The 23,007-nt window shown below is 64.1% G+C and carries 17 protein-coding genes and 1 tRNA gene; 3 read left to right on the top strand and 15 right to left on the bottom strand.

Annotated features, from left to right (window positions below):
* Nucleotides 1-158 precede the first annotated feature (158 nt).
* The 4 genes from FXV83_RS06875 to FXV83_RS06860 all read right to left on the bottom strand — a co-directional run bounded on the left by FXV83_RS06875 (nucleotide 159) and on the right by FXV83_RS06860 (nucleotide 5,059).
* Nucleotides 159-1,400: an acetamidase/formamidase family protein gene (locus FXV83_RS06875; protein ID WP_148738442.1), complete on the bottom strand. Its 1,242-nt coding sequence runs from the start codon at nucleotides 1,398-1,400 to the stop codon at nucleotides 159-161.
* A 100-nt stretch (nucleotides 1,401-1,500) separates the two neighbouring features.
* Nucleotides 1,501-3,123: an amino acid ABC transporter permease/ATP-binding protein gene (locus FXV83_RS06870; protein ID WP_148738441.1), complete on the bottom strand. Its 1,623-nt coding sequence runs from the start codon at nucleotides 3,121-3,123 to the stop codon at nucleotides 1,501-1,503.
* Complete coding sequence (locus FXV83_RS06865) at nucleotides 3,123-4,040, bottom strand: ABC transporter substrate-binding protein (RefSeq protein WP_148738440.1); 918 nt, start codon at nucleotides 4,038-4,040, stop codon at nucleotides 3,123-3,125. The genes FXV83_RS06870 and FXV83_RS06865 overlap by 1 nt, the downstream gene beginning before the upstream one ends.
* Before the next feature lie 758 nt (nucleotides 4,041-4,798).
* Nucleotides 4,799-5,059, bottom strand: a complete 261-nt coding sequence (locus tag FXV83_RS06860; protein ID WP_148738439.1) for a hypothetical protein — start codon at nucleotides 5,057-5,059, stop codon at nucleotides 4,799-4,801.
* Nucleotides 5,060-5,318: 259 nt separating this feature from the next.
* On the opposite strand from FXV83_RS06860, the gene FXV83_RS42495 reads away from it, so the two are divergent.
* Nucleotides 5,319-5,513, top strand: a complete 195-nt coding sequence (locus FXV83_RS42495) for a hypothetical protein (protein ID WP_187435716.1) — start codon at nucleotides 5,319-5,321, stop codon at nucleotides 5,511-5,513.
* Between the two features lie 197 nt (nucleotides 5,514-5,710).
* On the opposite strand, the gene FXV83_RS42490 is transcribed toward FXV83_RS42495, so the two are convergent.
* The 8 genes from FXV83_RS42490 to FXV83_RS06805 form a co-directional block, all read right to left on the bottom strand.
* The gene (locus FXV83_RS42490; protein WP_187435715.1) at nucleotides 5,711-5,857 is read right to left on the bottom strand and encodes a hypothetical protein; all 147 of its coding nucleotides are present in this window, start codon (nucleotides 5,855-5,857) and stop codon (nucleotides 5,711-5,713) included.
* 188 nt (nucleotides 5,858-6,045) lie between these two features.
* Nucleotides 6,046-6,119, bottom strand: a tRNA-Cys gene (locus FXV83_RS06840).
* A gap of 53 nt (nucleotides 6,120-6,172) precedes the next feature.
* A complete protein-coding gene (locus FXV83_RS06835) occupies nucleotides 6,173-6,367 on the bottom strand; it encodes a hypothetical protein (protein WP_210250725.1) in 195 nt (64 codons plus the stop codon).
* A 33-nt stretch (nucleotides 6,368-6,400) separates the two neighbouring features.
* Nucleotides 6,401-7,141 carry a tRNA-uridine aminocarboxypropyltransferase gene (locus FXV83_RS06825; RefSeq protein ID WP_148738436.1) on the bottom strand — a complete coding sequence of 247 codons (741 nt, stop codon included), beginning with the start codon at nucleotides 7,139-7,141 and terminating at the stop codon, nucleotides 6,401-6,403.
* Nucleotides 7,142-7,182: 41 nt separating this feature from the next.
* On the bottom strand, nucleotides 7,183-10,287 hold the full coding sequence (locus FXV83_RS06820) for an efflux RND transporter permease subunit (RefSeq protein ID WP_148738435.1): 3,105 nt from the start codon (nucleotides 10,285-10,287) through the stop codon (nucleotides 7,183-7,185).
* Nucleotides 10,287-13,436 carry an efflux RND transporter permease subunit gene (locus FXV83_RS06815; protein WP_148738434.1) on the bottom strand — a complete coding sequence of 1,050 codons (3,150 nt, stop codon included), beginning with the start codon at nucleotides 13,434-13,436 and terminating at the stop codon, nucleotides 10,287-10,289. Before FXV83_RS06815 ends, FXV83_RS06820 begins: the two co-directional genes overlap by 1 nt.
* A 36-nt stretch (nucleotides 13,437-13,472) precedes the next feature.
* On the bottom strand, nucleotides 13,473-14,900 hold the full coding sequence (locus FXV83_RS06810; RefSeq protein WP_148738433.1) for an efflux RND transporter periplasmic adaptor subunit: 1,428 nt from the start codon (nucleotides 14,898-14,900) through the stop codon (nucleotides 13,473-13,475).
* Nucleotides 14,890-16,341, bottom strand: a complete 1,452-nt coding sequence (locus FXV83_RS06805; protein WP_235939326.1) for an efflux transporter outer membrane subunit — start codon at nucleotides 16,339-16,341, stop codon at nucleotides 14,890-14,892. The genes FXV83_RS06810 and FXV83_RS06805 overlap by 11 nt, the downstream gene beginning before the upstream one ends.
* Before the next feature lie 653 nt (nucleotides 16,342-16,994).
* On the opposite strand from FXV83_RS06805, the gene FXV83_RS06800 reads away from it, so the two are divergent.
* Nucleotides 16,995-18,224, top strand: a complete 1,230-nt coding sequence (locus tag FXV83_RS06800) for an SAM-dependent methyltransferase (protein ID WP_148738431.1) — start codon at nucleotides 16,995-16,997, stop codon at nucleotides 18,222-18,224.
* An 84-nt stretch (nucleotides 18,225-18,308) separates the two neighbouring features.
* The gene (locus FXV83_RS06795; RefSeq protein ID WP_148738430.1) at nucleotides 18,309-19,343 is read left to right on the top strand and encodes a cysteine synthase A; all 1,035 of its coding nucleotides are present in this window, start codon (nucleotides 18,309-18,311) and stop codon (nucleotides 19,341-19,343) included.
* A gap of 175 nt (nucleotides 19,344-19,518) precedes the next feature.
* On the opposite strand, the gene FXV83_RS06790 is transcribed toward FXV83_RS06795, so the two are convergent.
* The 3 genes from FXV83_RS06790 to FXV83_RS06780 are packed head-to-tail and all read right to left on the bottom strand — an operon-like array spanning nucleotide 19,519 to nucleotide 22,993.
* Nucleotides 19,519-20,259, bottom strand: a complete 741-nt coding sequence (locus tag FXV83_RS06790) for an amino acid ABC transporter ATP-binding protein (protein ID WP_148738429.1) — start codon at nucleotides 20,257-20,259, stop codon at nucleotides 19,519-19,521.
* Between the two features lie 11 nt (nucleotides 20,260-20,270).
* Nucleotides 20,271-21,791: an amino acid ABC transporter permease gene (locus tag FXV83_RS06785; protein WP_148738428.1), complete on the bottom strand. Its 1,521-nt coding sequence runs from the start codon at nucleotides 21,789-21,791 to the stop codon at nucleotides 20,271-20,273.
* Entirely contained in the window at nucleotides 21,788-22,993 is a 1,206-nt protein-coding gene (locus FXV83_RS06780; protein ID WP_148738427.1) for an amino acid ABC transporter permease, read from the bottom strand. Before FXV83_RS06780 ends, FXV83_RS06785 begins: the two co-directional genes overlap by 4 nt.
* Nucleotides 22,994-23,007: the final 14 nt, after the last annotated feature.

Raw genomic sequence — 23,007 nt, 5'->3', positions numbered from 1 at the left:
TTCAACGTGTTGGAGCATGATGGGTTCGAATTGACGCACTGCTCGTCATTCCGGGGCGACGCAAAGCGTCGAACCCGGAATCCATTTCACCACCGTCTCTGCGCCCGATGGATTCCGGGTTCGCGCTTGCGCGCGCCCCGGAATGACGAGGCGGAGAATTAGTCGCACCGGAAGATGTTCTTGCGGATAGTGCCATGGACGCCCCAATTGGCATCGACCACCTGGGTCACGCCAAAATCGGCGCCGACCGACAGCAGTGAGATCGCTTCGTCCTCGCTCAGGTGATGCACAGTCATCAGGAAGCGCCGGAGCTTGCGGAATGCATCGCGCATCGCACGATCGAGGCTGGAATGGTTGGCAATCTCGGTTTGCGCGTCGGCGCCGAGCGCGGCGAGATAGTTCGGATAAGTGAAGCCGTAGAACGACCAGGCCTGATCGCTCTCCAGCATCGGATGGTCGAGACCTTCGAGGCTGGTGCCGGCGAGGTCGGCGTTCTTGTGCAGGATGAATTCGAAGTCGCCGGTGAGCGAGGTCTCGATCGCGGTACCGCCGAGCTCGCTGTCGCCTTGCGCGGCATGGGGATCGCCAACCGAGAAATAGGCGCCGGGGACTGCGACCGGATAGAACATTCGCGCGCCCTTGCCGATGCGCCAGTCGTCGATGTTGCCGCCGGTATAGCTTGGCGGGATCGAGCTGACGAAGTCGGCTTCCGATGGCGCCAACCCCATGGTGCCGAAGTGCAATCGTGCGGGCACCTTCACCCTGGCGAGGATGTTCTCGCGCTTCTTGATGGTGGCGTGGTCGACGCGGACGCCGGGATAATCGATGGTCCGATGCACGATTCCGTCGGGATCGGTCTGCGGCGCCCAGACGTAGTTGTAGACCGCCTTCGCGTAGGGCTCGCCGGAGGTGTCGAGCTCGAAGATGGTGATGACTTCGCGCGGCTTCGGCTCCTCGATCAGATCGTGATAGTGAAAGCCCCAGTTCGCGGCGACGTTGGAGCCGAAGCAGCGGCCGGCATGGCAGGCGCTGCAACTCGGCCGCGGCCGGACGTCGAGGATGCGGACTTCCAGGATGTCGCCGGGCTCGGCGCCTTCGATCGCGACCGGTCCCGTCAGAAGATGCACGCCGATCCCCTCGCCTGCGCCGCGGATGAAGGGTCCTTCGACCGGGCCTGAGCCGCGGCGCGCCACTGCCTTGTGCTCGCGCGTCCACTGGAACACGCTCTCGGCGCCGGCATCGCCCGCGATCATGCGCTCGTAATCGTCGTTGGCGTGATGGGTCAGCGTCTCGATGGTGGCGCGATCGCCGGAGCGCAGCGTCAGGGCCGGGCTGACCTTCTTCGAGAAATAGCCCCAGTGGACGGTTTTCGGCGATACCGGCAACGTGACATGCTTCATGAGACGATCTCTTTTGACTTGCTCTGTTTTGACTTGGTCTGCTTTGACCTGGTCTGTTCGGGGAACGCGGTCATCCGCCTTGCGACACCGGACGGCAGGCTCATCGCACCGCCTCCGGAATCTTGTCGGCTTCCATCACGCTTAGGAAACGGGCGGTCAGCGGATTGCGGGGGTTGGTGAGCACCTCGTGCGCCGGCCCCTCTTCGATGATCGCACCGCCGCTCAGGAAAGCGACGCGGTCGGCCACTTCGTCGGCAAAGCGGATCTGGTGCGTCGAGATGATCATGGTGAGACCGTCGTCGATGGCGAGGCGCCGGATCACCTCCAGCACCTCGTTGACCAGCTCGGGATCGAGCGCCGAGGTCGGCTCGTCCAGCAGCAGCACGCTGGGATTCGGTGCAAGCGCGCGGGCAATGGCGACGCGCTGCTGCTGGCCGCCGGAGAGATGCCGCGGCAGCGCGTCCGCGCGATGCGCCAGTCCGACCCGATCGAGCAGCTCGGCAGCTCGGCGCTCGGCATCGATCCGGGTCATGCCGTGGACCCAGCGCAGGGGACCGGCGACGTTCTCCTTGGCCGAGAGATGGGCGAACAGGTTGAACTGCTGGAACACCATGCCGACGCCCACGGTCGCCCGTTCGTTGGCGATCGCTCGCGGCGACAGCAGCTTGCCGTCGTCATCGAAACCAAGGCGGCGGCCGCCGACGCGCACGGTGCCTGCATCCCAGCTTTCGAGATGATTGATGCAGCGGAGCAGCGTGCTCTTGCCGGAGCCGCTGGGACCGAGCAACGCGACCACCTCGCCGACGCGAACGGTCAGATCGAGGCCGCCGAGCACTTTCTGCCCGCCGTAGCTCTTGGCGAGGTCCCTGGTCTCGACCGCGACGTTGTTGCGCGCGATCGTCGCGGCACGCCGGGTGCGTTCTTCGCGGGTCAACGCCAGCGGTGGCGCTTCAGCGAGCTCCGCCTGCACAGGGCTGGGATCGTGCGCCGTGGCTGCGGCAAGCTCGAGTTTCGTGGCAAGATCGACGCGGCGCCACGGCAGATAATCAGCAAGCTTGCGCTCGCGGCCCTTGGCGCGGTCGAGATCAAGCAGCCATTCAACGAACAGCTGGATGACACTGATGGCAAAGGTCAGCACGAGGTACAGCAGCCCCGAGGCGAAGAAGATCGAGAAGAAGTCGAAGGTCGAGGACGCAAGCTGGGTCGAACGCAGCGTCAATTCCTGGACCGCGACGACGGAAGCGAGTGAGGAGTTCTTCAGCGCGCTGACCGCTTCGTTGCCGAAGGCGGGGATCATGGTACGGATCGCCTGTGGCGCAATCACCCGCCACATCAGGACCCGTGGCGTCATCCCGAGCGCCTGTCCCGCCGTCACCTGCCCGCGATCGACCCCGAGCACGCCCGCACGCAGCATCTCGGCGATGAACGGCGCCTCGTTGCAGGCAAGCGCGAGACCCGCGGCCAGCACCGCCGGCAGCTTGATGCCGATATGCGGCAGCGCGTCATAGGCGAACACCATTTGCAGGATCAACGGCGTGCCGCGGAAGATCACGGTGTAGGCCCGGGCGATCGCCGCCAGCAGCCAGAAGCGGGACAGCTGCATGCCGGCGAGGATCAATCCGAGGATCAGTCCGCCGCCAAGCCCGAGGGCGGTCACCTCAAGGGTGAGCTCGATGCCCTCGAGCAGATACGGCATGCTCAGGTAGTGGAGGAACAGCGACATCAGTCAGCCGTCAGGATGTCCGGTTCCTTGAAGTTGTTCACATCGAGCTCCCACTTCTTCAGCAGCGCCATGTGCGTGCCGGCCTTCTGCACCTCGATCAGCGCGGCGAGCACGGCGTCGCGGAATTTCGGCTTGTCCTTGGGAACAGCGATACCGACCGAATACGGGATCGTCACCGCGATCGCCTTCTCCAGCTTGTCCGGATAGGCCTTCACCGCGCTGTCGACGGTGTTGACGTCGTTGACATAGGTGTCGGCGCGGCCGGCGAGGATCGCCTGGATGCAGTTAGCGTTGTTGTCGTAGAGCTGCACGGTCGGCTCAGGCTTGCCGGCCTTCTTGCACTCCGGCATCAGGGCCTGGATCAGGGGCACCTCGACATAGCCGGTGTTTTCGGCGGCAGCCGCGCCGCACATCGACATATTGATGCCGTTGATGCCCTTCGGATTGCCCTTGGCCACCAGCACGCCGTCGAACACCTTCGAATAGGTGATGAAGTCGGCGGCCTTGGCGCGTTCCTTGGTGGCATAGATGTCGGAGATGACGATGTCGGCTTGTCCTGCGGCAAGCGTGGTGAGGAGTGCCGCAAACGTCACCGGCTTGTAGGTCAGCTTGAAGCCGAGGCAGTCGCCGATGGCCTCGCCGAGATCGATGTCGAAGCCGATATATTTGCTGGGATCTTTCGGGTCGATCGTCTCATAGCCCGGGGTATGCGGGTTGATGGCGTTGACCAGCGTCTTGCCCTTCCAGTCCGGATATTTGTCCTGGAGCGCGGCGCAGGCCGCGGGCGCCGCGGCTTGCGCGCTGGGTGGTGCTGCGGCGACGACGCAGAGCGCGATGGCCGCGCCGAGCGCGACCTTGCGCCATGGCAACGATGCGCGCGCCGTCCCCCGCGCCCGGGGCAAAACCCATCTCTCCATGTCCAGCTCCTTCGAATTGTCATGGCGGCTGCCATGTTCCAAAACTCGAGAGCCAACCTAGTCGGAAGGAGGACCACAAAGCTTGTCCGCGGGCGTACAAAAAATTGGATGGGCTCGGCCTGTAAGTTGGGCAGGCCGCTGCACAAAAACCGTTCGCAGGTGGGGAGCACTGCGATCCAGAATTCCGAATTGGGCGAAATCAGATGGTTTCGATATGCGCGGTAATATGTCCGACCCGAGAATCATTCGATCTGCCGATTTGACAGATACGTGACGTCAGGAAGACGGATCCTGGCGACCACCTCCGTGCGAACTACCGTCGTCCACAGCCTGTCCGCAGCATATCCACAGACCGGTGCGGCGAATTCGCGAGGCCGCGCCAGCCACTTGCTGCGCCCGAACCCACAGGGTTATCCGCCGGCCTGATCGAACAAGGAGCGGCAAGCCTCGCTCAAACTCGCCCGGTATTGGATGGATTCGGCCTGTGAGCTGGGGCAGGCCGCTGCACAAAATCGGTTCGCAGGCGGGGAGCATCCAGAATTCCGAATTGGACGAAATCAGATGGTTTCGATACATGCCAGATCCGAGAATCATTCGATGTGCCGATTTGACAGATATGTGACGCCTGGAAGACGGACCCTGGCGACCACCTCGCTGCGGCGACCGTCATCCACAGCCTATCCGCAGCATATCCACAGAGCGGCTGAGGCGAATTCTCAAGGTCGCGGGAGCTACTTGCTGCGCACGAATCCACAGGGCTAGCCGCCGGCCTGATCGAACACGGAGCGGCAAGCCTCGCTCAAACTGGCCCGCTTGCGGCGCAGGCACGCCGTGATGGCCCGGACGTTGGGAATTTCGCCGGCGCAGAGCCTGTAGACGTCTGGCGTACAGGCCCGGCGTTGCTCCTGCGTCCCCTGTGCGTTGGCGGCGGACGCAAACAGCGTCAGAAACAACCCCACCGTCGAGGCGCGCCGCGCCCGGCTCCTGACACCCGCACACCGCAAGAACCTTGCCTTCATGACCAAGTCTCCTCGCTGCCTGCCGACCTCCGGCGCGCGTTTAGCCGGTGCCTGCCAGAGGTAGGAGAAATATGCCGCGGAGAATGTGATCTCTTTCACGCTTGCGGAGGCCGGCGGGAACCTAGGGTTCCCCGGCACTTTTCAGAAATCGTTAACCGATCGGGGCCCAATCGCCGGATCGTTAAAATGCGAACGATCGGCTCAATCCGGAAACAAGCCGGCTTTGCGACATTGTGCCGTCCGCGTTCCGGAGGGTGCGATGAGCGAAGCCGAATTCAACTTGCTGCTGGATACCGTCCGTGACGCCATGATCCATGAAGAATTGGCGTCCGTACCCGAGGAGGAGTTCATGCCGCGATCGTGGAGCTTCGACGCAACGCCCAACGCCGCCAACGACAACGAAGGCGCCTGGCCCCTCCTGCCCTTTCCCGAAGGCTGGTACGCGGCCTGCTGAGCCCGACGCGAACCTCTAGCCTCTAGCCACGCATCGAGACCCGGCGCGCGGCCTGATCGGGTCTGGTACTCTCAAGTCTTGGCGTTCAAGTCTTGGCGTTCAAGTCTTGGCGTTCAAGTCTTGGCGTTCAAGTCTTGGCGTTCAAGTCTTGGCGTTCAAGTCTTGGCGTTCAAGTCTTGGCGTTCAAGTCTTGGCGTTCAAGTCTTGGCGCTCTCCTCGCCGCCCTGCGGCGCCCGGTTGGCATCGGCCGGGGGAAAGATGCTGTCGTAGATCGCACGGGCCTCGCGAATGAGACGAGCCCGCTCCAGCTCAGATTTCGGAACAAATCGGACGACGTCGCTCACGTGCTCTCCAGCTTTCGATTGGTCGGGAATGCATCACCCAGCCAATGCGAACTCTGTGCCAAGCAGCTGAATCGGGGGTTGCCGGCAAGCCCCGTGCAAACCCGGGGTGGGCGCGACGGCAGTGGCCGCCCGCAGGTCTGGCGCAGACTGCCGAATCGAATTTGTGCTGTTATATCAATAGCTTGTGATGGAGGCCACGTCGGGAATCGAACCCGAGTAAACGGTTTTGCAGACCGGCGCGTAACCACTCCGCCACGTGGCCCCAACGAGGGCGGATCAATAGAGCGGATCAATGGTTTAGGCAACCCCGAGCGGCTATCGCTGTACCTCCGCAATAGCGGCAACCTTCTCGGCCGTGCCGACGGCGGCGATCCGGCCCTCTTCGAGCAGGATCGCGCGATTGCAGGTGCTCTTGATGAGGTCGACGTCTTCCGAGGCCAGCACCAGAGCGGGCCGATCACGGTGCGCCGGTAGCGCAGCGAAATATCCATCAGGGCGAGTGCGCCCCAACGATCAAGCTGCGCGGTATGAGTGGCCCTGGAGTCAGGCCCGTTTGCCGCGTCGGACACCGCGGCGGCGGTCCTTGGTTGCCGGTTTTGGCGCCAGTTCCGGCATCTCGGCCTGGACCTCGCGGTAGCGTGTCAACAGCCGTTCAAAACTGGCGTGCAGCGTGTCGGCGATATCGGGGCGCCGCTCCAGGCCGGCCAGAACCGTCGCGGCGGCTTCGATGGTCGAGAGCCCGTCTTTGCGCGGCTCGCGGCGCAGGCGGCCGTAGCGCGACGGGTGCGCCGGGTTGAGGATCACACGCTGGCATTTCAGCATCCAGGGATTGCGCCACCACAGCGCCTTTGCCTGGCTCCAGGTTCCATCGAGCAGCACCACGCCTTCGAGCTTGCCCAGGATGGCACGCTGGTTCTCCGCGACCTCGCCCTTGCGGGTGAGTGCCAGGATCTCGCCTTCGGCCTCGAGATCGGCCGCGCGCGCCGAGCCCAGATAGAGCACGGCCCAGCGCGCGGCATTCTCGACCGGCTGCCCCAGCGCCTTGGACAGGCTCGGCCAGGACAGGCCGACCCGAACTATCGCCTTGGGGAAGTGTTTTGCCGTCAGCCGCGCGGTGCCGAGAGCCCTGTCCTGCTCCTGTGGATGCTGCAGGATCAGGAGTCCCAGGCGGTTCTCAATCGGCGTGACGCTGTCGCAGATGCACAGCGGCATCGGCTTCTGGCAGTGGGGGCACTCGGGAATCGGCTCAACGGCTGCGGCCGCCGTCTCTGCTGGGTTCGACATGACCGCCGCTATACGCTCCGCGCGGCGCTTCAACAACCCGCCTATTCCGCCGGCGCGCCGACGACGCGCGGCTCGGAGCGCCGCCGCAGGCGGTCGATCAGGAGGTAGATCACCGGCGTGGTGTAGAGCGTGAGGATCTGCGAGACGAACAGGCCGCCGATGATGGTGATCCCGAGCGGGCGCCGCAGCTCCGTGCCGGGGCCGGTCGCAACGACCAGCGGGATGCCGGCGAACAGCGCCGCCATCGTCGTCATCAGGATGGGACGAAAGCGCGCCTGGCACGCTTCGAAGATCGCCTCGGCCGAAGACAGACCACGCTGGCGCTCGGCGTCGAGCGCGAAGTCAACCATCATGATGCCGTTCTTCTTGACGATGCCGATCAAGAGGATGATGCCGACGAAGGCGATCACCGTCAAAGGCGTGTTGGTGAGCTGGAGCGCGAGTAGCGCGCCTAGCCCCGCCGAAGGCAGCGTCGAGATGATGGTCAGGGGATGGGCGAGGCTCTCATAGAGCACCCCGAGCACGATATACATCGCCACCAGCGCGCCGAGGATCAGCAGTGGCTGGCGACCGCTGGTCTTGGCGAAATCGCCGGCGTTGCCGTCAAAGCTGCCGCGGATGCCTTCCGGCATATGCAATTCGTCGACCGCACGCTGAATGCTTTGCGTCGCAGCCTGAAGCGGCACGTCCGGCAACAGGTTGAACGACACCGTGGTCGAGGGAAACGACTGCGAATGATACACCGCAAGTGCGGCGAGCCCGCGCGTCGCATGCACCACGGCTGACAGAGGCACCTGTGCGTCGCCCGCGCCAGCGACATAGATGCGATCGAGGTTGGAGGGATCGACCTGGAATTTCGGGTCGATCTCCAGCACGATCATGTACTGGTTGCGCTGGGTGTAGATGATCGATATCTGCCGCTGCGAGAAGGCATTGTTCAGCGCGTTGTTGATGTCCTGGACGCGGACGCCAAGCGCCGATGCCTTCTGTCGGTCGATGCTCAGCGTCAGCTGCAGCCCGCCGGGGTCGCGGTCGCTGGAGATGTCGGTGATGCCCTCGACGCTCTCCATGCGCTTGGCCACGATCGGCGCCCATTGCTGCAACAGGCCGAGATCGGTGCTGGAGAGCGTGTACTGGTAGTCGGAATCGCTCTGGCGCCCGCCAGCACGCACGTCCTGGGCGGCGAACATGAACAGGCGGATGCCCGGCACCGGGTACAAAGCGCGCCTGAGACGGTCGATCACCACTTGAGTCGAGACGTGGTCGCGCTCCTCCGGCGGCTTCAGGCTGATGAACATGGTGCCGCGATTGGAGGTCGCCGGCCCCGGACCTCCGCCGCTCCCGACGGTCGAGCCGATCCCGGCTACGGCCGGATCCTGCATCACGATTTCGGCGAGCCGTTGCTGAAGGCCCAGCATCGACTGGAACGAGATGTCGGCCGAGGCCCGCGTCGCCCCGATGACGAAGCCGGAATCGTCCGTCGGGAAATAGCCCTTGGGCACCTTGATGTAGAGCGTCACCGTCAGGGCGATGGTGGCGAAGAACACCAGCAGCGTCAGCAGCGGAAAGTCCAGCGCCGCGCGCAAGCTGCGGGCATAGAACGCGACGATGCGTGACAGCGAGCCCTCGATGATGCGGTCGAACAGCGTCGCGGTGCCGGACGTGGTCTGCCGGATGTAATGGGCGCAGATCATCGGCGTGACCGTGAGCGACACCAGGGTCGAGACCACGATCGCGAAGGTCAGCGTCAGCGAGAACTCGCGCAAGAGGCGGCCGACGATGCCGTCCATGAAGATCAGCGGCGTAAAGGCCGCGACCAGCGACAGGCTGATCGAGACCACGGTGAAGCCGATCTGCCGGGCGCCCTCCAGCGCCGCCTGCATCGGCCGCATGCCATGCTCGAGATTGCGGAACATGTTCTCGATCATGACGATGGCGTCGTCGACCACGAAGCCGACCGAGATCGCCAGCGCCATCAGTGACAGATTGTCGATGGAGAAGCCCGCGACCCACATGCCGGCGCAGGTCCCGGCCAGCGCCAACGGCACCGAGATGCCGGCCGCAATCGTCGGAGTCACGCGCCGCAGGAAGACGAACACCACAACCATGACCAGGACAGCTGTCGCCAGCAGGGTCCACTGCATGTCCAGCACGCTGGCGCGGATCGTGCTTGTGCGGTCGACCAGAGTGGAGACCTCGACGCCGGCCGGGATCCATTGCTTCAACTCCGGGATCAGTGCCTTGACCCGGTCGACGGTATCGATGACGTTGGCATCGCCCTGCTTGGTGATCTGAATCAGCACCGCCGGCTGCTTGTTGAACCAGGCAATCGAGCGAGAGTTGCGGACGGAATCATCGATGTCCGCGACGTCGGACAGCCGCACGAAATTGCCCTTCGTGCTCTTGATAACGATGTCGCGGAACTCTTTGGCCGTACGCATCTGCCGGTTGAGCGAAAGGGTCTCGCTCTGGCGCTCGCCGTTGAAGATGCCGGCGGGACCGAGCGGGTTCGCGTTGACGATCGCAGTACGGACGTCGTCCGTCGCGATGCCAGCATTCGACAGCGCAACCGGATTGAGCTGGACGCGCACCGCCGGCTGGTCCGCGCCGCTGATCGTCACATTGCCCACGCCCGGGACCTGCGAGATGCGTTGCGCCAGGACTGTATCGGCGACGTCGTAAATTGCGCTCGCGGCAAGGGTCTTGGAAGTCAGCGCCAGCACGAAGACGGGAGCGCCGGCGGTATTGGCCTTGCGGAAGCGCGGCAGCGTCGGCAGATCGCTCGGCAGGTCGACCAACGACGCGTTGATGGCCGCCTGGACGTCGCGGGCGGCCTTATCGATGTTGCGGCCGATGTCGAACTGGAGCTGAATGCTGGTTGTGCCCAGCGAACTGGTCGAGGTGATCTGGTTGAGGCCGGCGATTTCCCCGAGCCGCCGCTCCAGCGGCGAAGCCACCGTCGCCGCCATCACTGAAGGGTCGGCGCCGGGCCGGCTCGCCGAGACGAAGATGGCGGGGAAGTCGACGTTCGGCACCGAGGCGACGGGCAAGAACTCGTAGGCCACGACACCCAGCAGGAACAGCCCGATCGACAGCAGCGTGGTCGCGACCGGCCGGCGGATGAAGGGCTCCGAGATAGATGGCATCACTGCATCCCCTCGGTAGCCCCCGCCACCGGCGGTCCACCCGGCTCGACCGGCGGAAGCGCGCGCTCGAGGCGGCGGTTGATGCGGTCGAGCGCCAGGTAGATTACCGGCGTGGTGTAGAGCGTCAGCAGCTGGCTCAGCAGCAGGCCGCCAATGATGGAGATGCCGAGCGGAAAGCGCAGCTCGGCGCCGGTGCCGCTTTCGATCGCGAGCGGCAGCGCGCCGAACAGCGCGGCCAGCGTCGTCATCATGATGGGGCGGAAGCGCAACAGGCAGGCCTGCACGATCGCTTCGGTCGCCGGCATGCCTTGCCCGCGCTCGGCCTCGAGCGCGAAGTCGATCATCATGATCGCGTTCTTCTTGACGATGCCCATCAAGAGGATGATGCCGATCAATCCGATCACGGAGAGGTCCTGTCCGCACAGCATCAGCGCCAGGATCGCGCCGACGCCGGCCGAGGGCAGCGTCGACAGGATCGTGATCGGGTGGATGTAGCTCTCATAGAGCACGCCGAGCACGATGTAGATCGTGATCACCGCGGCGAGCAGCAGCCAGGGCTGGCCCGCGAGCGCCTTGGCGAATTCAGCGGCGTCGCCGGCATAGACGCCGACGATGCTGTTGGGCATGCCGATGCGGGTCTCGATCGTCTTTACCGCCTCGACCGCTTCACCGAGCGCCGCGCCGGGCGCGAGATTGAAGCTGAGCGAGATCGCGGGAAATTGTGCCTGATGCGAGATCGCGAGCGGGGCCGTCGTGCGCTTCAGCGTCGCGACCGCCGACAGCGGCACCTGCGCGTTCGGCGCGCCGACGGTAGTGCTCGCGCCGCCCGGCAAATAGAGCTTGGACAGGATCGAGGGATCGCGCTGATACATCGGCAACGCCTCCAGCACCACGCGGTACTGGTTGGCCTGGCCGTAGATGGTCGAGATCTGGCGCTGCGCAAACGCGTCGTTGAGCGTATCCGTGATGCCCTGGAGGCTGACGCCGAGCTGGCCGGCGCGGGTGCGGTCGACGTCGAGCTGCGCCCGCAGGCCACCCTCCTGGGCCTCCGAGGAGACGTCGCGGAATAGCGGATCGCGCCGCATCTCATCAACCAGCTTGCGCGCCCATTCCGATACCAGCGTCGCGTCGGTGCCGGTCAGCGTGTACTGGTATTGCGAACGGCTGGACTGGGTGGAGATCTGCACGTCCTGCACCGGCTGGAAATAGACGGTCATGCCGGGGATGCCCGCAACCCTCTGCTTCAGTCGGGCGATCACCACGCTGACATCGTCGCGCCGCTCGCCACGCGGTTTGAGCGTCATGACAAGGCGACCGACATTGGTGGTCGGGTTGACCGAGCCCGCGCCGATTACCGAGACCACGCCGGTGACGTCGGAATCGGCCTTGATGGCGTCGGCGGCCTCGGCCTGCCGCTTCTGCATCTCCACGAATGACACGTCCGCCCCCGCCTCCGTCACCGCCGTGATCGAGGCAGTGTCCTGGAGCGGTAGGAAGCCTTTTGGCGCGACGACGTAGAGCACGAGGGTCGCAGCCAGCGTGGCGAAGGTCACGACCAGCGTGGCGCGCTGACGCTCCAGCACCCAGAGCAGTGTCCGGTGATAGAACTCGACGGTGCGGTCGATGAAACGGCTGACGGCCGCGAGCCCCGGCACCGCCAGCTCTGCGTGGGCGTGCCTGAGCAGGCGCGAGCACATCATTGGTGTCAGCGTTAGCGAGACCACCGCAGAGGTCACAACCGCGATCGTCAGCGTCAGCGCGAATTCGCGAAACATCCGTCCGACCAGGCCGGACATGAACAGCAGCGGGATGAACACGGCGATCAGCGACACCGTCAGCGAGATCACGGTGAAGCCAATTTCGCTGGCCCCCTTCAGCGAGGCCTCCATCGCGCTCTCGCCGTTCTCCATGTGGCGGACGATGTTCTCGATCATGACGATAGCGTCGTCGACGACGAAGCCGGTGCCGATCGTCAGTGCCATCAGCGACAGATTGTCGAGGCTGAAGCCGGCGAAATACATGATGCCGAAGCTGGTGATCAGCGACAGCGGCAGCGCCACGCCCGCGATCAGCGTGGCGCGCAGCGAGCGCAGGAACAGCAGCACCACGAGCGTCACCAGCACGACGCTCAGGATCAGCGTGAACTGGACGTCGTGGACGGAGGCGCGAATGGTGACGGTTCGATCAGAGACGATGGTGAGGTTCACGCCGGCAGGAATCGCGCGCTGAACTTTCGGGATTTCGGCGCGGATCTGGCTGACGACGTCGATCACATTGGCGCCGGGCTGGCGCTGGATATCGATGATGACGGCCGGCGTGCCCTGGTACCAGCCGCCGGTGCGGTCGTTTTCCAGGCCGTCCACGATCTGCGCGACGTCGCTGATCGTAACCGGCGAGCCGTTGCGATAGGCGATAATGATCGGCTTGTAGGCCTCGGCCGCGGCGATCTGGTCGTTGGCCGCGATGAGGTAGGATTGCTGCGCGCCGTCGAGCGAGCCCTTCGGCCCGGAGACGTTGGCGCTGGCGATCGCGGTGCGCAGATCCTCCATGGCGATGCCGTAGGCCGCGAGCCGCGCCAGATCCGCCTGGATGCGCACGGCGGGTTTCAGCCCGCCGAGCACGGAGACGCGCCCCACCCCGGAGATCTGGCTCAGCCGTTGCGCCAAAATGGTATCTGCGATGTCGCTCATCGCCCGCAGCGAGATCGTCTCCGAGCGCAGCGCCAGCGTCATCACCGGCGCATCCGCCGGGTTCACCTTGGCATAGGTCGGCGGATAGGGCAGCGTCTTTGGCAGGACGCCGGCCGCGGCATTGATGGCGGCCTGCACGTCCTGGGTCGCGCCGTCGATGTCGCGGTTGAGGTCGAACTGAAGCGAGATCTGGCTGACGCCGAACGAGCTGGTCGAGTTCATCGCCGTCAGCGACGGAATCTGCCCGAGCTGCCGCTCCAGCGGCGCGGTGATCAACGAGGCAATCACGTCGGGGCTTGCACCGGGCAATTGCGTCGTCACCTGCACGGTCGGAAAGTCGACCTGCGGCAGCGCCGAGACCGGCAAGGCGAAATAGCCCAGCAGTCCGCCGATCAGCAAAGCGATGCCGAGCAACGAAGTCGCGATTGGCCGGCGGATGAATGGTTCGGAGACGCCCATGAGCTGCGCCTTGCGCTCAGGCGGCTGTTGTCGGAATCATGGCTGCTTTGCTCCGCTGCTCGCTGCCCCTGGACTTGGCGGAGGTCCCGGCGCCGGCCCGGTCTGTCCTTTCTGGTCGCCTTCGCTGCTGTTTCGCTTGGCGCGGAGTTCACCGCCCTTGCCTTGCCCGTCCTTTTGCCCCTCGCCCTGGCCTTCTTTGACGCCCTCCTTGGGGCCATCCTTCTTCTGAGCGTCGGGCCCACGCGAGCGCTTGCGTGGCGCCAGATCGGCCGATGGCGTTTGATCGCTGCGGCCGACGATCACCTTGGAGCCGTCGGACAGATTGGCAAAACCTGTCGTCACCACCTTGTCGTTCGCCGACAGGCCGCTGGCGATGACGGCGTCATGCTCGTTCTGCTGCGTCACCGTCACCGGTTTAGCCGAGACGATGTCGCCCTCGCCGATGACGTAGCTGAATGTCCCGATCGGGCCGCGTTGCACCGCCGAGGTCGGCACCACCAGCGCCTGCGTCAGCGTCTCGACCTTGAGGCGGACATTGACGAACTGGCCGGGCCATAGCTGATAGTTGGCGTTGGGGAATTCCGCCTTGAGCCTGAGCGTGCCGGTGGTCTGGTCGACCTGGTTGTCGATGCCGGTGAGCTTGCCGGTGTCGATCACGGTGACGCCGTCATTGCCGAACACGTCGACGGCGAGCGCGCCCTTGGCGGCGGCCGCATTGACTCGCATGATCTGCTGTTGCGGCAGGCTGAACCACACAGCGATCGGCTGCAACTGCGTGATCACCACGAGGCCGATGGTGTCTGAGGCGTGGATGATGTTGCCCTGATCGACCTGGCGCAGGCCGACGCGCCCCGAGATCGGCGCAACGATCTTGGTGTAGCTAAGCGTCGCCGCCGCATTGTCGATCGCGGCCTGGTCTGCCTTGACCAGCGCCTCGGTCTGCGCGACCAGCGCGCGCTGCGTATCGGCCTGCTGCTTGGAGCCGGCGTTCGACGCGGCGAGCTGCTCGTAGCGGGTCAGGTCAATGCGCTGGTTGGCGAGCTGCGCCTGATCCTGCGCCTTCTTGGCGACGGCCTGGTCATACGCCGCCTGGTAGATCGCAGGATCGATCTCGCCGACCACATCGCCCTTCTTGACGTCCTGGCCTTCGGTGAAATTGACCGCGATCAGCTTGCCGTCGACCTGCGAGCGCACGGTCACGGTGTTGAGCGCGCGGATCGCGCCGACGCCGTCAAGATAGACCGGCACGTCCTGGATGCGTGGGGTCGCCGCCAGCACCGGCACCGGCAGGTCGGGCCGCTGGTTACGGTTGTTTGCCGGCTGTTGATGCATGGCGGTCCAGCCGAGATAGCCGAGACCGCCGAGGATCGCGAGCGTGATCAGCGTCATGACGAAGCCGCGGCGGCGCGATCTTTTCGCGCCTGCCTTCTTCGCATCGTCCTTGGCGTCCGGCTTAAAGAGCATTGACCGGTTTCTCCATTCGCGGCTCCCAACCGCCGCCGAGCGCCTGATACAGGCTGACGATGGCCAGAAGCCGTGCGAGTTGTGCTTGGGATAGCGCGTCTTCGGCCTGGAACAGGGTCAGCTGCGTGTTGAGCACGGTGACGATATCGGCCGTGCCGGCGTGCAACTGCTGCTCGGAGAGATCGAAGGCGCGGCGCGAGGCAGCAACAACGTCGCGCTGCAATTGCAGCTTGATCGTGGTCTGCTTGATCGAGAACAGCGCATTGTCGACGTCGGCAAAGGACTGGATGATGGTCTTGCGGTAGGTTTGGAGCAACTCGTCCTGCCGCGCCTTGGCATATTCGAAATTGCCGAGGATCTTGCCGCCGTCGAAGATCGGCTGGGTTGCGCTGCCAACGAGCTGGAAGAACGCCGCGTGCGGCTGAAACAGCGAGACCAGCGCCGAGCTCTGATAGCCGCCATTGCCGGTCAACTGGATGCTCGGAAAGAACTGCGCGCGGGCATTGCCGATGTTCGCTGTGGCGGAAGCGAGCTGCGCCTCCTGCCTGCGGATGTCTGGCCGCTGTGTCAAAAGCTCCGACGGCAGGCCCGGCGTTACGCGCGGGATCGCGATCCGGTTCAGCGAGCCGCCGAGCACGCGCACGCTCTCCGGCGGCCGCGCCACCAGCACCGCGAGTGCGTTGGCGTTCTGGTCGAGCGTCTGGCGCAGCGGCGGCACCAGCGCCTTCTGGTTGGCCAGCACGCTCTCCTGCTGGGCGACATCGAGATCGGTGCCGGTGCCGGCCTTGCGGCGCTCGCGGATGGCATCGAGAATGCGCTGCGCGCTCGCGATGTTGCCCTGTGCTGTCTTCAGGCGATCCTGCGAGGCCAGCAACTGGAAATAGGCGTTGGCGACGCTCGCGAGCGTCGTCAGCGCAACCACATCACGATCGAAGCGGTTGGCATTGGCGGTCTCTTCCGCCGATTGCAGCGCGTCGCGGTTTTGGCCCCAGAAATCAAGCTGGTAACTCGCGCTCAGTGAGGCCGAATAGTTGACGACCTCCCGGCCACCAATGGAAAGACCGGACGCGCTTGCGCCTGAGGTGCGCGAATAGGTTTCCGACCCGCCGGTCGACACGCTCGGCAGCAACGCCGCGCCCGCCTGCCGCGCCTGGGCGTCGGCCTCGACGATGCGCGAGACCGCAGCCGCGATGTCGAGGTTGACGGTCTGCGCCTCCTCCATCAGTTGCGTCAGCTCCGCGGAGCGGAAGCCGCGCCACCAGTCCAGCGTCGGCCGGGCGTCCGGCTTGCCCGCATATTTGTACTGTGCGGGAACGTCGAGCGCGGGATCGGGAAGATCCTGGGTCAAGACGCAGGCTCCCGAACTTGCGGCGAGGCAAACCGCAGTCAGCCAGCGCGCCGCACGCAGCGTCCGGGAAGCGGACCCAAGAGATCGCCGCATGGCGACCGCCGGAACTTGCCGTGTCACATCCACCCCCTGCCGGGCAGGTCCAGCCGCCAACGCGCAAACGGGTTAACCGATTCGCGGCAAAACAGGTGGGGGCCTTTGGGCAACTCGTTCACAGGCGATGCTTTTCTGCGGGACCTGAAATCCATCCTAGCCGGGTGCGGAACTGCGGGACAGTCCCGCACCTGCGAAACGGTCACGTGAACGCGTCGATCTCCGGTGCGGGAGAATGCCAAATCGCATTGTCTCGCAAGGACTTTTTGCACTCATGCCGTATTTCGAAGCGCCTTCAAGCTTACCAAGATTTCATGTGATATTGGGCGCCACACCAGCGCCCGGCCAACGAAGCCGGCCCCGTGCGCCCCGGGAATCCCGGCCGAAGCGCACCTTTGCTTGCAGACCAGGGATGCCTGCGGGTGCGCATCGTCATCATCGAAACGGGATCGCCAGACCGTCAACCTTTAGTTTCGGAGCATGTGCCGGTCGAAGGCGTATGGCAGATGGCAAAATCATGGCAGCTGACAAAATCCGCGCTTATATTCCTAATGCTGACTGCATGCGGGGCGCGCTCAAGGTCTGGCGAAATGAAGAGTTGGGCGCGCTTGGCTCGCGGTCGGACCGTACCCGTTCAGGTGATGGATCCGCCAATGCCGAATGTCGTCTCGGTGACGCCCGAAAATGTGGAAACAGTACTCGCCGACCTGCCGCGCATCGTTCGCATGGCGCTCTACTTCGGCTCGCGGCTGCGGCGCGGGACGCTGGACATCACCCTGCCCGACGGTCGCGTGATCCGCCTTGGTGGCCAGGAGCCGGGCCCGAATGCGGCGATGCGGCTGCACAATTATGGCTTTGCCTCGCGCCTGATCAACGGCGGCGATATCGGGATTGCGGAAGCCTATCTCGCCGGCGACTGGGATACGCCGGACCTCACCCAGTTCCTCTATCTGTTCTGCGTCAACCATGACCTGATCGAAGCCATGCTGCGCGACAAACCGCTGATGCGGTTTGTCCAGCTGGTGCGGCACTGGTTCAGGCGCAACACCCGCCGCCAGGCGCGGCGCAACATCCACGCCCATTACGACATCGGCAATGCGTTCTATTCGGCCTGGCTCGACCCCACCATGACCTACTCCTCGGCCCTGTTCGAGGAGAGCTCATCAGACCTCACCGCGGCGCAGGCCAACAAATACCGCAGGCTGGCTGAAGCGCTCGACTTGAAACCCGGCCAGAAGCTGCTGGAGATCGGCTGTGGCTGGGGCGGCTTTGCCGAATTTGCCGCGAAGACGTACGGCACAAGCGTGGTCGGCCTGACGATATCGACCGAGCAGCGCGATTTCGCGCAAAAGCGCATCCACGAAGCGGGCCTTGCCGAGAAGGTCGAGATCCGCCTCCAGGACTATCGCGACGAGCGCAACCGCTACGACCGGATCGCCTCGATCGAGATGATCGAGGCGGTCGGCGAGCAGTTCTGGCCGAAATATTTCGCACAGTTGCGTGACCGGCTGCTGCCCGGCGGGCTTGCCGGCATCCAGGCCATCACCATCCAGGACAGACTGTTCCAGAGCTACCGGCGCGAGGTGGACTTCATCCAGCACTACGTCTTTCCCGGCGGCATGCTACCCTCGCCCGCCGTGCTCAAGTCGCTCGGGGACCGGTTCGGCATTCCCGTTATCGGCGAGCGCATCTTCGGACAAGATTATGCCAAGACGCTTGCCAGTTGGCGAAATAACTTCCGTGCCGCCTGGCCTGGCCTCATCCCGCTGGGTTTTGATGACCGGTTCCGGCGGCTGTGGGAGTATTATCTGTCTTATTGCGAGGCCGGATTCCTGTCCGGGAATATCGATGTCCGGCACGTCATCTTCGCAAAGCAGCAATAAGAGTTTGCAGGGCCGGCTTGTATGGCCGGTGGCCCTACTTTAGGGTCAGCGCCCACGTCATAAACCAGCCGGTAATTGCCTGACATGACCATCAAAAATGACGTTGTCGAAGCCATCGGCAACACCCCGCTCATCAAGCTGAAGCGCGCCTCGGAATTGACCGGCTGCACCATTCTCGGCAAGGCCGAGTTCATGAATCCCGGCCAGTCCGTGAAGGACCGCGCCGGCAAATGGATGATCCTGGAGGCCGAGAAGCGCGGTGAGCTCAGGCCTGGCGGTCTCGTGGTGGAGGCGACCGCCGGCAATACCGGCATTGGCCTTGCGGTCGTCGCAAGCGCGCGCGGCTACCGCACGCTGATCGTGATCCCGGAGACGCAGAGCCAGGAGAAGAAGGAATTTCTCAAGCTGTGCGGCGCCGAGCTGATCGAGGTGCCGGCTCTGCCCTATGCCAATCCCAACAACTACCAGCATGTCGGCCGCCGCCTCGCCGATGAGTTGCGCAAGACCGAGCCGAACGGCGTGTTGTTCGCAGACCAGTGGAACAATCTCGACAACGCGAAGGCGCACTACGAATCCACCGGCCCCGAGATCTGGGAGCAAACCGGCGGCAAGGTCGACGGCTTCGTCTGCTCGGTAGGCACTGGCGGCACGCTCGCTGGCGTCAGCCGGTACCTCAAGGAAAAGAACAAGGACATTGTCACCGCCTGTGCCGATCCGCACGGCTTCGGGATGTACGAGCTTTTCAAGAATGGTGAGGTGAAATCGACGCCGGGCGACTCGATCACCGAAGGCATCGGGCTCGGACGCAAGACACCAGTCATCGAGACCGCGAATGTCGATGATGCCTATCTCATTTCCGACACTGAGGCCGTCAGCGTGATCTACGAGCTGCTCCAGCACGAAGGCCTCTGCCTCGGCGGCTCGACCGGCATCAACATCGCCGGTGCCGTGCGCCTCGCAAAACAGCTCGGGCCGGGCAAGACGATCGTGACCGTGCTGTGCGATTCAGGCAGCCGCTACCAGTCGAAACTGTTCAATGCGGACTTCATGCGCGCCAAGAATCTCCCCGTGCCGGAGTGGCTGGAGAAGCGCAGCAACATCAAGCCGCCGTTCGTCTAGCGCCTGGTGCGCCTAGCTCCAGCTCGAACGCGGCGTACCCCGAAAAGCCGAGCCCTATGGCCTATCCGTAGGCGCGGCGCTCGGCGCAGCGTCTCGATGGATCGCCGCGGCAAACGGCCGGGCCGTCATGGTTCGAGACGCGTGCTTGGCACGCTCCTCACCATGAGGAATCACGTCACCGCAGGATCTGGCTCAAGAACAGCTTCGAGCGCGCATGCTGCGGGTTGGCGAAGAATTCGTTCGGCGTGTTGGCCTCGATGATCTGGCCGGCATCCATGAACACGACCCGGTTGGCGACTTCCCGGGCAAAGCCCATCTCGTGGGTGACCACCAGCATGGTCATGCCTTCCCGGGCGAGGTCGACCATGGTGTCGAGCACTTCCTTGACCATTTCGGGATCGAGCGCCGAGGTCGGCTCGTCGAACAGCATCACCTTCGGGTTCATGGTCAGCGCGCGGGCGATCGCGACGCGCTGCTGCTGGCCGCCGGACATCTGCCCCGGAAACTTGTTGGCCTGATGCGGGATCTTGACCCGCTCCAGGAATTTCATCGCGTTGATTTCGGCGTCCTTCTTCGGAATGTTGCGCACCCAAATCGGCGCCAGCGTACAGTTCTCCAGCACGGTCAGGTGCGGAAACAGGTTGAAGCTCTGGAACACCATGCCGACCTCGCGGCGCACCGCATCGACGTGCTTGAGATTCGGTCCGAGCTCGATGCCGTCGACGACGATCTCGCCCTCCTGGAACTCCTCGAGCGCATTGATGCAGCGGATCAGCGTCGACTTGCCCGAACCGGAGGGGCCGCAGATCACGATGCGTTCGCCCTTCTCGACCGAAAGATCGATGTCGCGCAGCACGTGGAATTCGCCGTACCATTTGTTGAGGCCGGAAATCTTGACGATGGGGCTGTTGGACATGGTGAGCTCGATCAGTTGCGGCGGTGGGCGTTGAGGCGGTGCTCGACGAACAGCGAATAGCGCGACATTCCAAAGCAGAAGATGAAGTAGATGATGCCGGCGAAGGCAAAGCCGGTGAACGCAGTCGATGGCGTCGACCATTTCGGGTCCGAGAATGACGCCCTGAGCGAGCCAAGAAGGTCGAACAGCGCCACGATCGAGACCAGCGAGGTGTCCTTGAACAGCGAGATGAAGCTGTTGACGAGGTTGGGGATGACGTGGCGCAGCGCCTGCGGCAGGACGATCAGCGAGGTCATCTTCCACCAGGACAGCCCCAGGGCGGCCGCCGCTTCGCCCTGCCCGCGCGGGATCGCAGCTAACCCGCCGCGGACGTTCTCGGCCTGATAGGCGCCCGTAAACAGCGAAATTCCAATCAACGCGCGCACCAGACCGTCGACCGTGAAATTGCCGGGCAGGAACAAGGGCAGCATGTAGGTGGCGAAGAACAGCACGGTGATCAGCGGCACGCCGCGCCAGAACTCGATGAAGGCGATCGAGAAGATCCGGATCAGGGGAATGGTGGAGCGGCGGCCGAGCGCCAGCACGATGCCGATCGGCAGCGAGGTAACGATGCCGGTCACGGAGACCACCAGCGTCACCAGCAGTCCGCCCCACAAATTCGTCTGCACGATGGGCAGTCCGCCGTGATCGAGCCCCATCAGCTTGATGATGATCGCAACGGCGACGAAGGCGGCGATGCTCGATGCGAGGGCGCGCCAGCCGGCGCGTACGCCACCGCCGAGGAAGAAGGCGATCAGGGTGACGACGACAGCCGTGATGGCGAAATCGGTCCAGACCGACTGCCCCGTCCCCTGGAGCTGGTCGCGCAGCCAGGTCAGCGGATAGATCAGCCAGTAGATCGCGGTGCCCACCAGCAGGATGAGGTTGCCGACGACCCACAGTAGCGGTCCGATTGACGAGCTCTTGCTGAGGCTGAGCACGGCCTGTCCGGCGCCGATGATGCTGTCGTCGAACAATTGCAGCAGGCCGGCCGTCCAGCTCAGGCCGAAGCCGCCGAGACCACCACCGTGCAGCAGGAAGAACGCGACCATCGGAAAGGCGAAGAAGAACAGGCCGGCGTTGAACCCCTTCGCCGGCAGGCGCGGAATCAACAGCGGCAACAGCAGAACCACTGCCAGGACGAGAGTAAGATTGACCCGCCAGCGTTCGGCCTCGGGATAGAAACCGTAGATCAACTGCGGAAGCTTGGCCTGGATGTAGGGCCAGCAGGCACCGACGGCAAATCCTGCAGTCTCTGCAAGACAAGAGGTCCGATCGTTGCCCGACCAGACCGCATCGACCACCAGGAACTTGACGGAGGGAACGATGGTGAACCAGAGCAGCAAGGCGCCGGCGATCGTGAGCAAGATATTGGTCGGCGAATTGAACAGGCGGGTGCGCACCAGGCCGATGAAGCCCGTGGTCTTCACCGGCGCCGGACGTTCGGCGACCAGATCTTCACGGATGAAGGCGGACGAGGTGATATCGCTCATGCGCCGAGGCTCCGGCTGATGCGCCAACCGTAGATGCTCATGACGGCGCTGGTGATGAGCGAGATCAGGAGGTAGACGCCCATCGTCATGGCGATGATCTCGATCGCCTGACCGGTCTGGCTCAGCGACGTGCCGGCGAATACCGACACCAGGTCGGGATAGCCGATCGCGACTGCTAGCGAAGAATTCTTGGTGAGGTTGAGATACTGGTTGGTCAGCGGCGGCACGATGACGCGCATGGCCTGCGGCACGACGATGAGCCGGAGCGTGGTGCCGCGGCTCAGCCCCAGTGACGCTCCCGCCTCCATCTGTCCGCTGTGCACGGAGAGAATGCCGGCGCGCACGATCTCAGCGATGAAGGCGGCCGTGTATGTCGACAAGGCCAGCGCCAGCGCTACGAACTCCGGGATGATCCGCGATCCGCCGGCGAAATTGAAACCCTTGAGCTGCGGCAGCTCGAAGCTGAAGGGCGGACCGAACACCAGCATCGTGAGCAGCGGAAGCCAGAACAGGAGCCCCAATACATAGGGCCAGATGCGGATCAGATGGCCGCGCTGAAACAGCGCACGCCGCGCATAAAAGCGCAACGCCAGCGACGCGACGATGCCGAGCGCTAGTACCGCCAGAAACGCCTCGAACCCGGATTCGGCGATCGGACTGGGAACGACCAGTCCGCGGTTGCTGACGAAGAAGATGCCCAAAAGGGATATGCTCTGTCGCGGGTTGGGCAATGCCGCGAGCACCGCCAGGTACCAGAATAGGATCTGAAACAGAAGCGGCAGGTTGCGGATGATCTCGACATAGAGCTCGCCGATGCGCGACAAGAGCCAATTGGGTGACAACCTGCATAGCGCAACGATGAAGCCGATCGTCGTGGCGAAGACGATGCCCACCACCGAGACGATGAGCGTGTTCAGGAGCCCGACCATGAACACGCGCAAGAACGTGTCGGACCCCGTGTACGAGATCAGGGTCTGATTGACGTCGAAGCCTGCATTGTTCCTGAGGAAGCCGAAGCCAGCGGCAATGTGCTGGTTCTCGAGGTTGGTGCGGGCGTTGGAGACGATTTCATAGGCAATCCAGCCCAGAATCGCCGCGAACGCAAACTGAACGGCGATGCCGTTCCAGCCGGTCTTGCCGCCCAGCACGCGCCTGATCTTCAGCGCGATCTGGGCTGGCGGTTTGCGGGCCTCGGTGCTCATGCCGCGGGCGGCGC

The organism is Bradyrhizobium hipponense, assembly GCF_008123965.1.
Classification (GTDB): domain Bacteria; phylum Pseudomonadota; class Alphaproteobacteria; order Rhizobiales; family Xanthobacteraceae; genus Bradyrhizobium; species Bradyrhizobium hipponense.
The sequence above is the reverse complement of the archived record's forward strand: the minus strand, read 5'-3'. Positions and strand labels throughout refer to the sequence as shown.

What these genes read in the sequence shown, in the direction of transcription:
- FXV83_RS06780 (WP_148738427.1), bottom strand. Translation starts at nt 22,993, where the DNA reads ATGAGCACCGAGGCCCGCAAACCGCCAGCCCAGATCGCGCTGAAGATC.
- FXV83_RS06815 (WP_148738434.1), bottom strand. Translation starts at nt 13,436, where the DNA reads ATGGGCGTCTCCGAACCATTCATCCGCCGGCCAATCGCGACTTCGTTG.
- FXV83_RS06795 (WP_148738430.1), top strand. Translation starts at nt 18,309, where the DNA reads ATGACCATCAAAAATGACGTTGTCGAAGCCATCGGCAACACCCCGCTC.
- FXV83_RS06785 (WP_148738428.1), bottom strand. Translation starts at nt 21,791, where the DNA reads ATGAGCGATATCACCTCGTCCGCCTTCATCCGTGAAGATCTGGTCGCC.
- FXV83_RS06800 (WP_148738431.1), top strand. Translation starts at nt 16,995, where the DNA reads ATGCCGAATGTCGTCTCGGTGACGCCCGAAAATGTGGAAACAGTACTC.
- FXV83_RS06790 (WP_148738429.1), bottom strand. Translation starts at nt 20,259, where the DNA reads ATGTCCAACAGCCCCATCGTCAAGATTTCCGGCCTCAACAAATGGTAC.
- FXV83_RS06825 (WP_148738436.1), bottom strand. Translation starts at nt 7,141, where the DNA reads ATGTCGAACCCAGCAGAGACGGCGGCCGCAGCCGTTGAGCCGATTCCC.
- FXV83_RS06820 (WP_148738435.1), bottom strand. Translation starts at nt 10,287, where the DNA reads ATGCCATCTATCTCGGAGCCCTTCATCCGCCGGCCGGTCGCGACCACG.
- FXV83_RS06870 (WP_148738441.1), bottom strand. Translation starts at nt 3,123, where the DNA reads ATGTCGCTGTTCCTCCACTACCTGAGCATGCCGTATCTGCTCGAGGGC.
- FXV83_RS06865 (WP_148738440.1), bottom strand. Translation starts at nt 4,040, where the DNA reads ATGGAGAGATGGGTTTTGCCCCGGGCGCGGGGGACGGCGCGCGCATCG.
- FXV83_RS06810 (WP_148738433.1), bottom strand. Translation starts at nt 14,900, where the DNA reads ATGCTCTTTAAGCCGGACGCCAAGGACGATGCGAAGAAGGCAGGCGCG.
- FXV83_RS06860 (WP_148738439.1), bottom strand. Translation starts at nt 5,059, where the DNA reads ATGAAGGCAAGGTTCTTGCGGTGTGCGGGTGTCAGGAGCCGGGCGCGG.
- FXV83_RS06805 (WP_235939326.1), bottom strand. Translation starts at nt 16,341, where the DNA reads ATGCGGCGATCTCTTGGGTCCGCTTCCCGGACGCTGCGTGCGGCGCGC.
- FXV83_RS06875 (WP_148738442.1), bottom strand. Translation starts at nt 1,400, where the DNA reads ATGAAGCATGTCACGTTGCCGGTATCGCCGAAAACCGTCCACTGGGGC.
- FXV83_RS42495 (WP_187435716.1), top strand. Translation starts at nt 5,319, where the DNA reads ATGAGCGAAGCCGAATTCAACTTGCTGCTGGATACCGTCCGTGACGCC.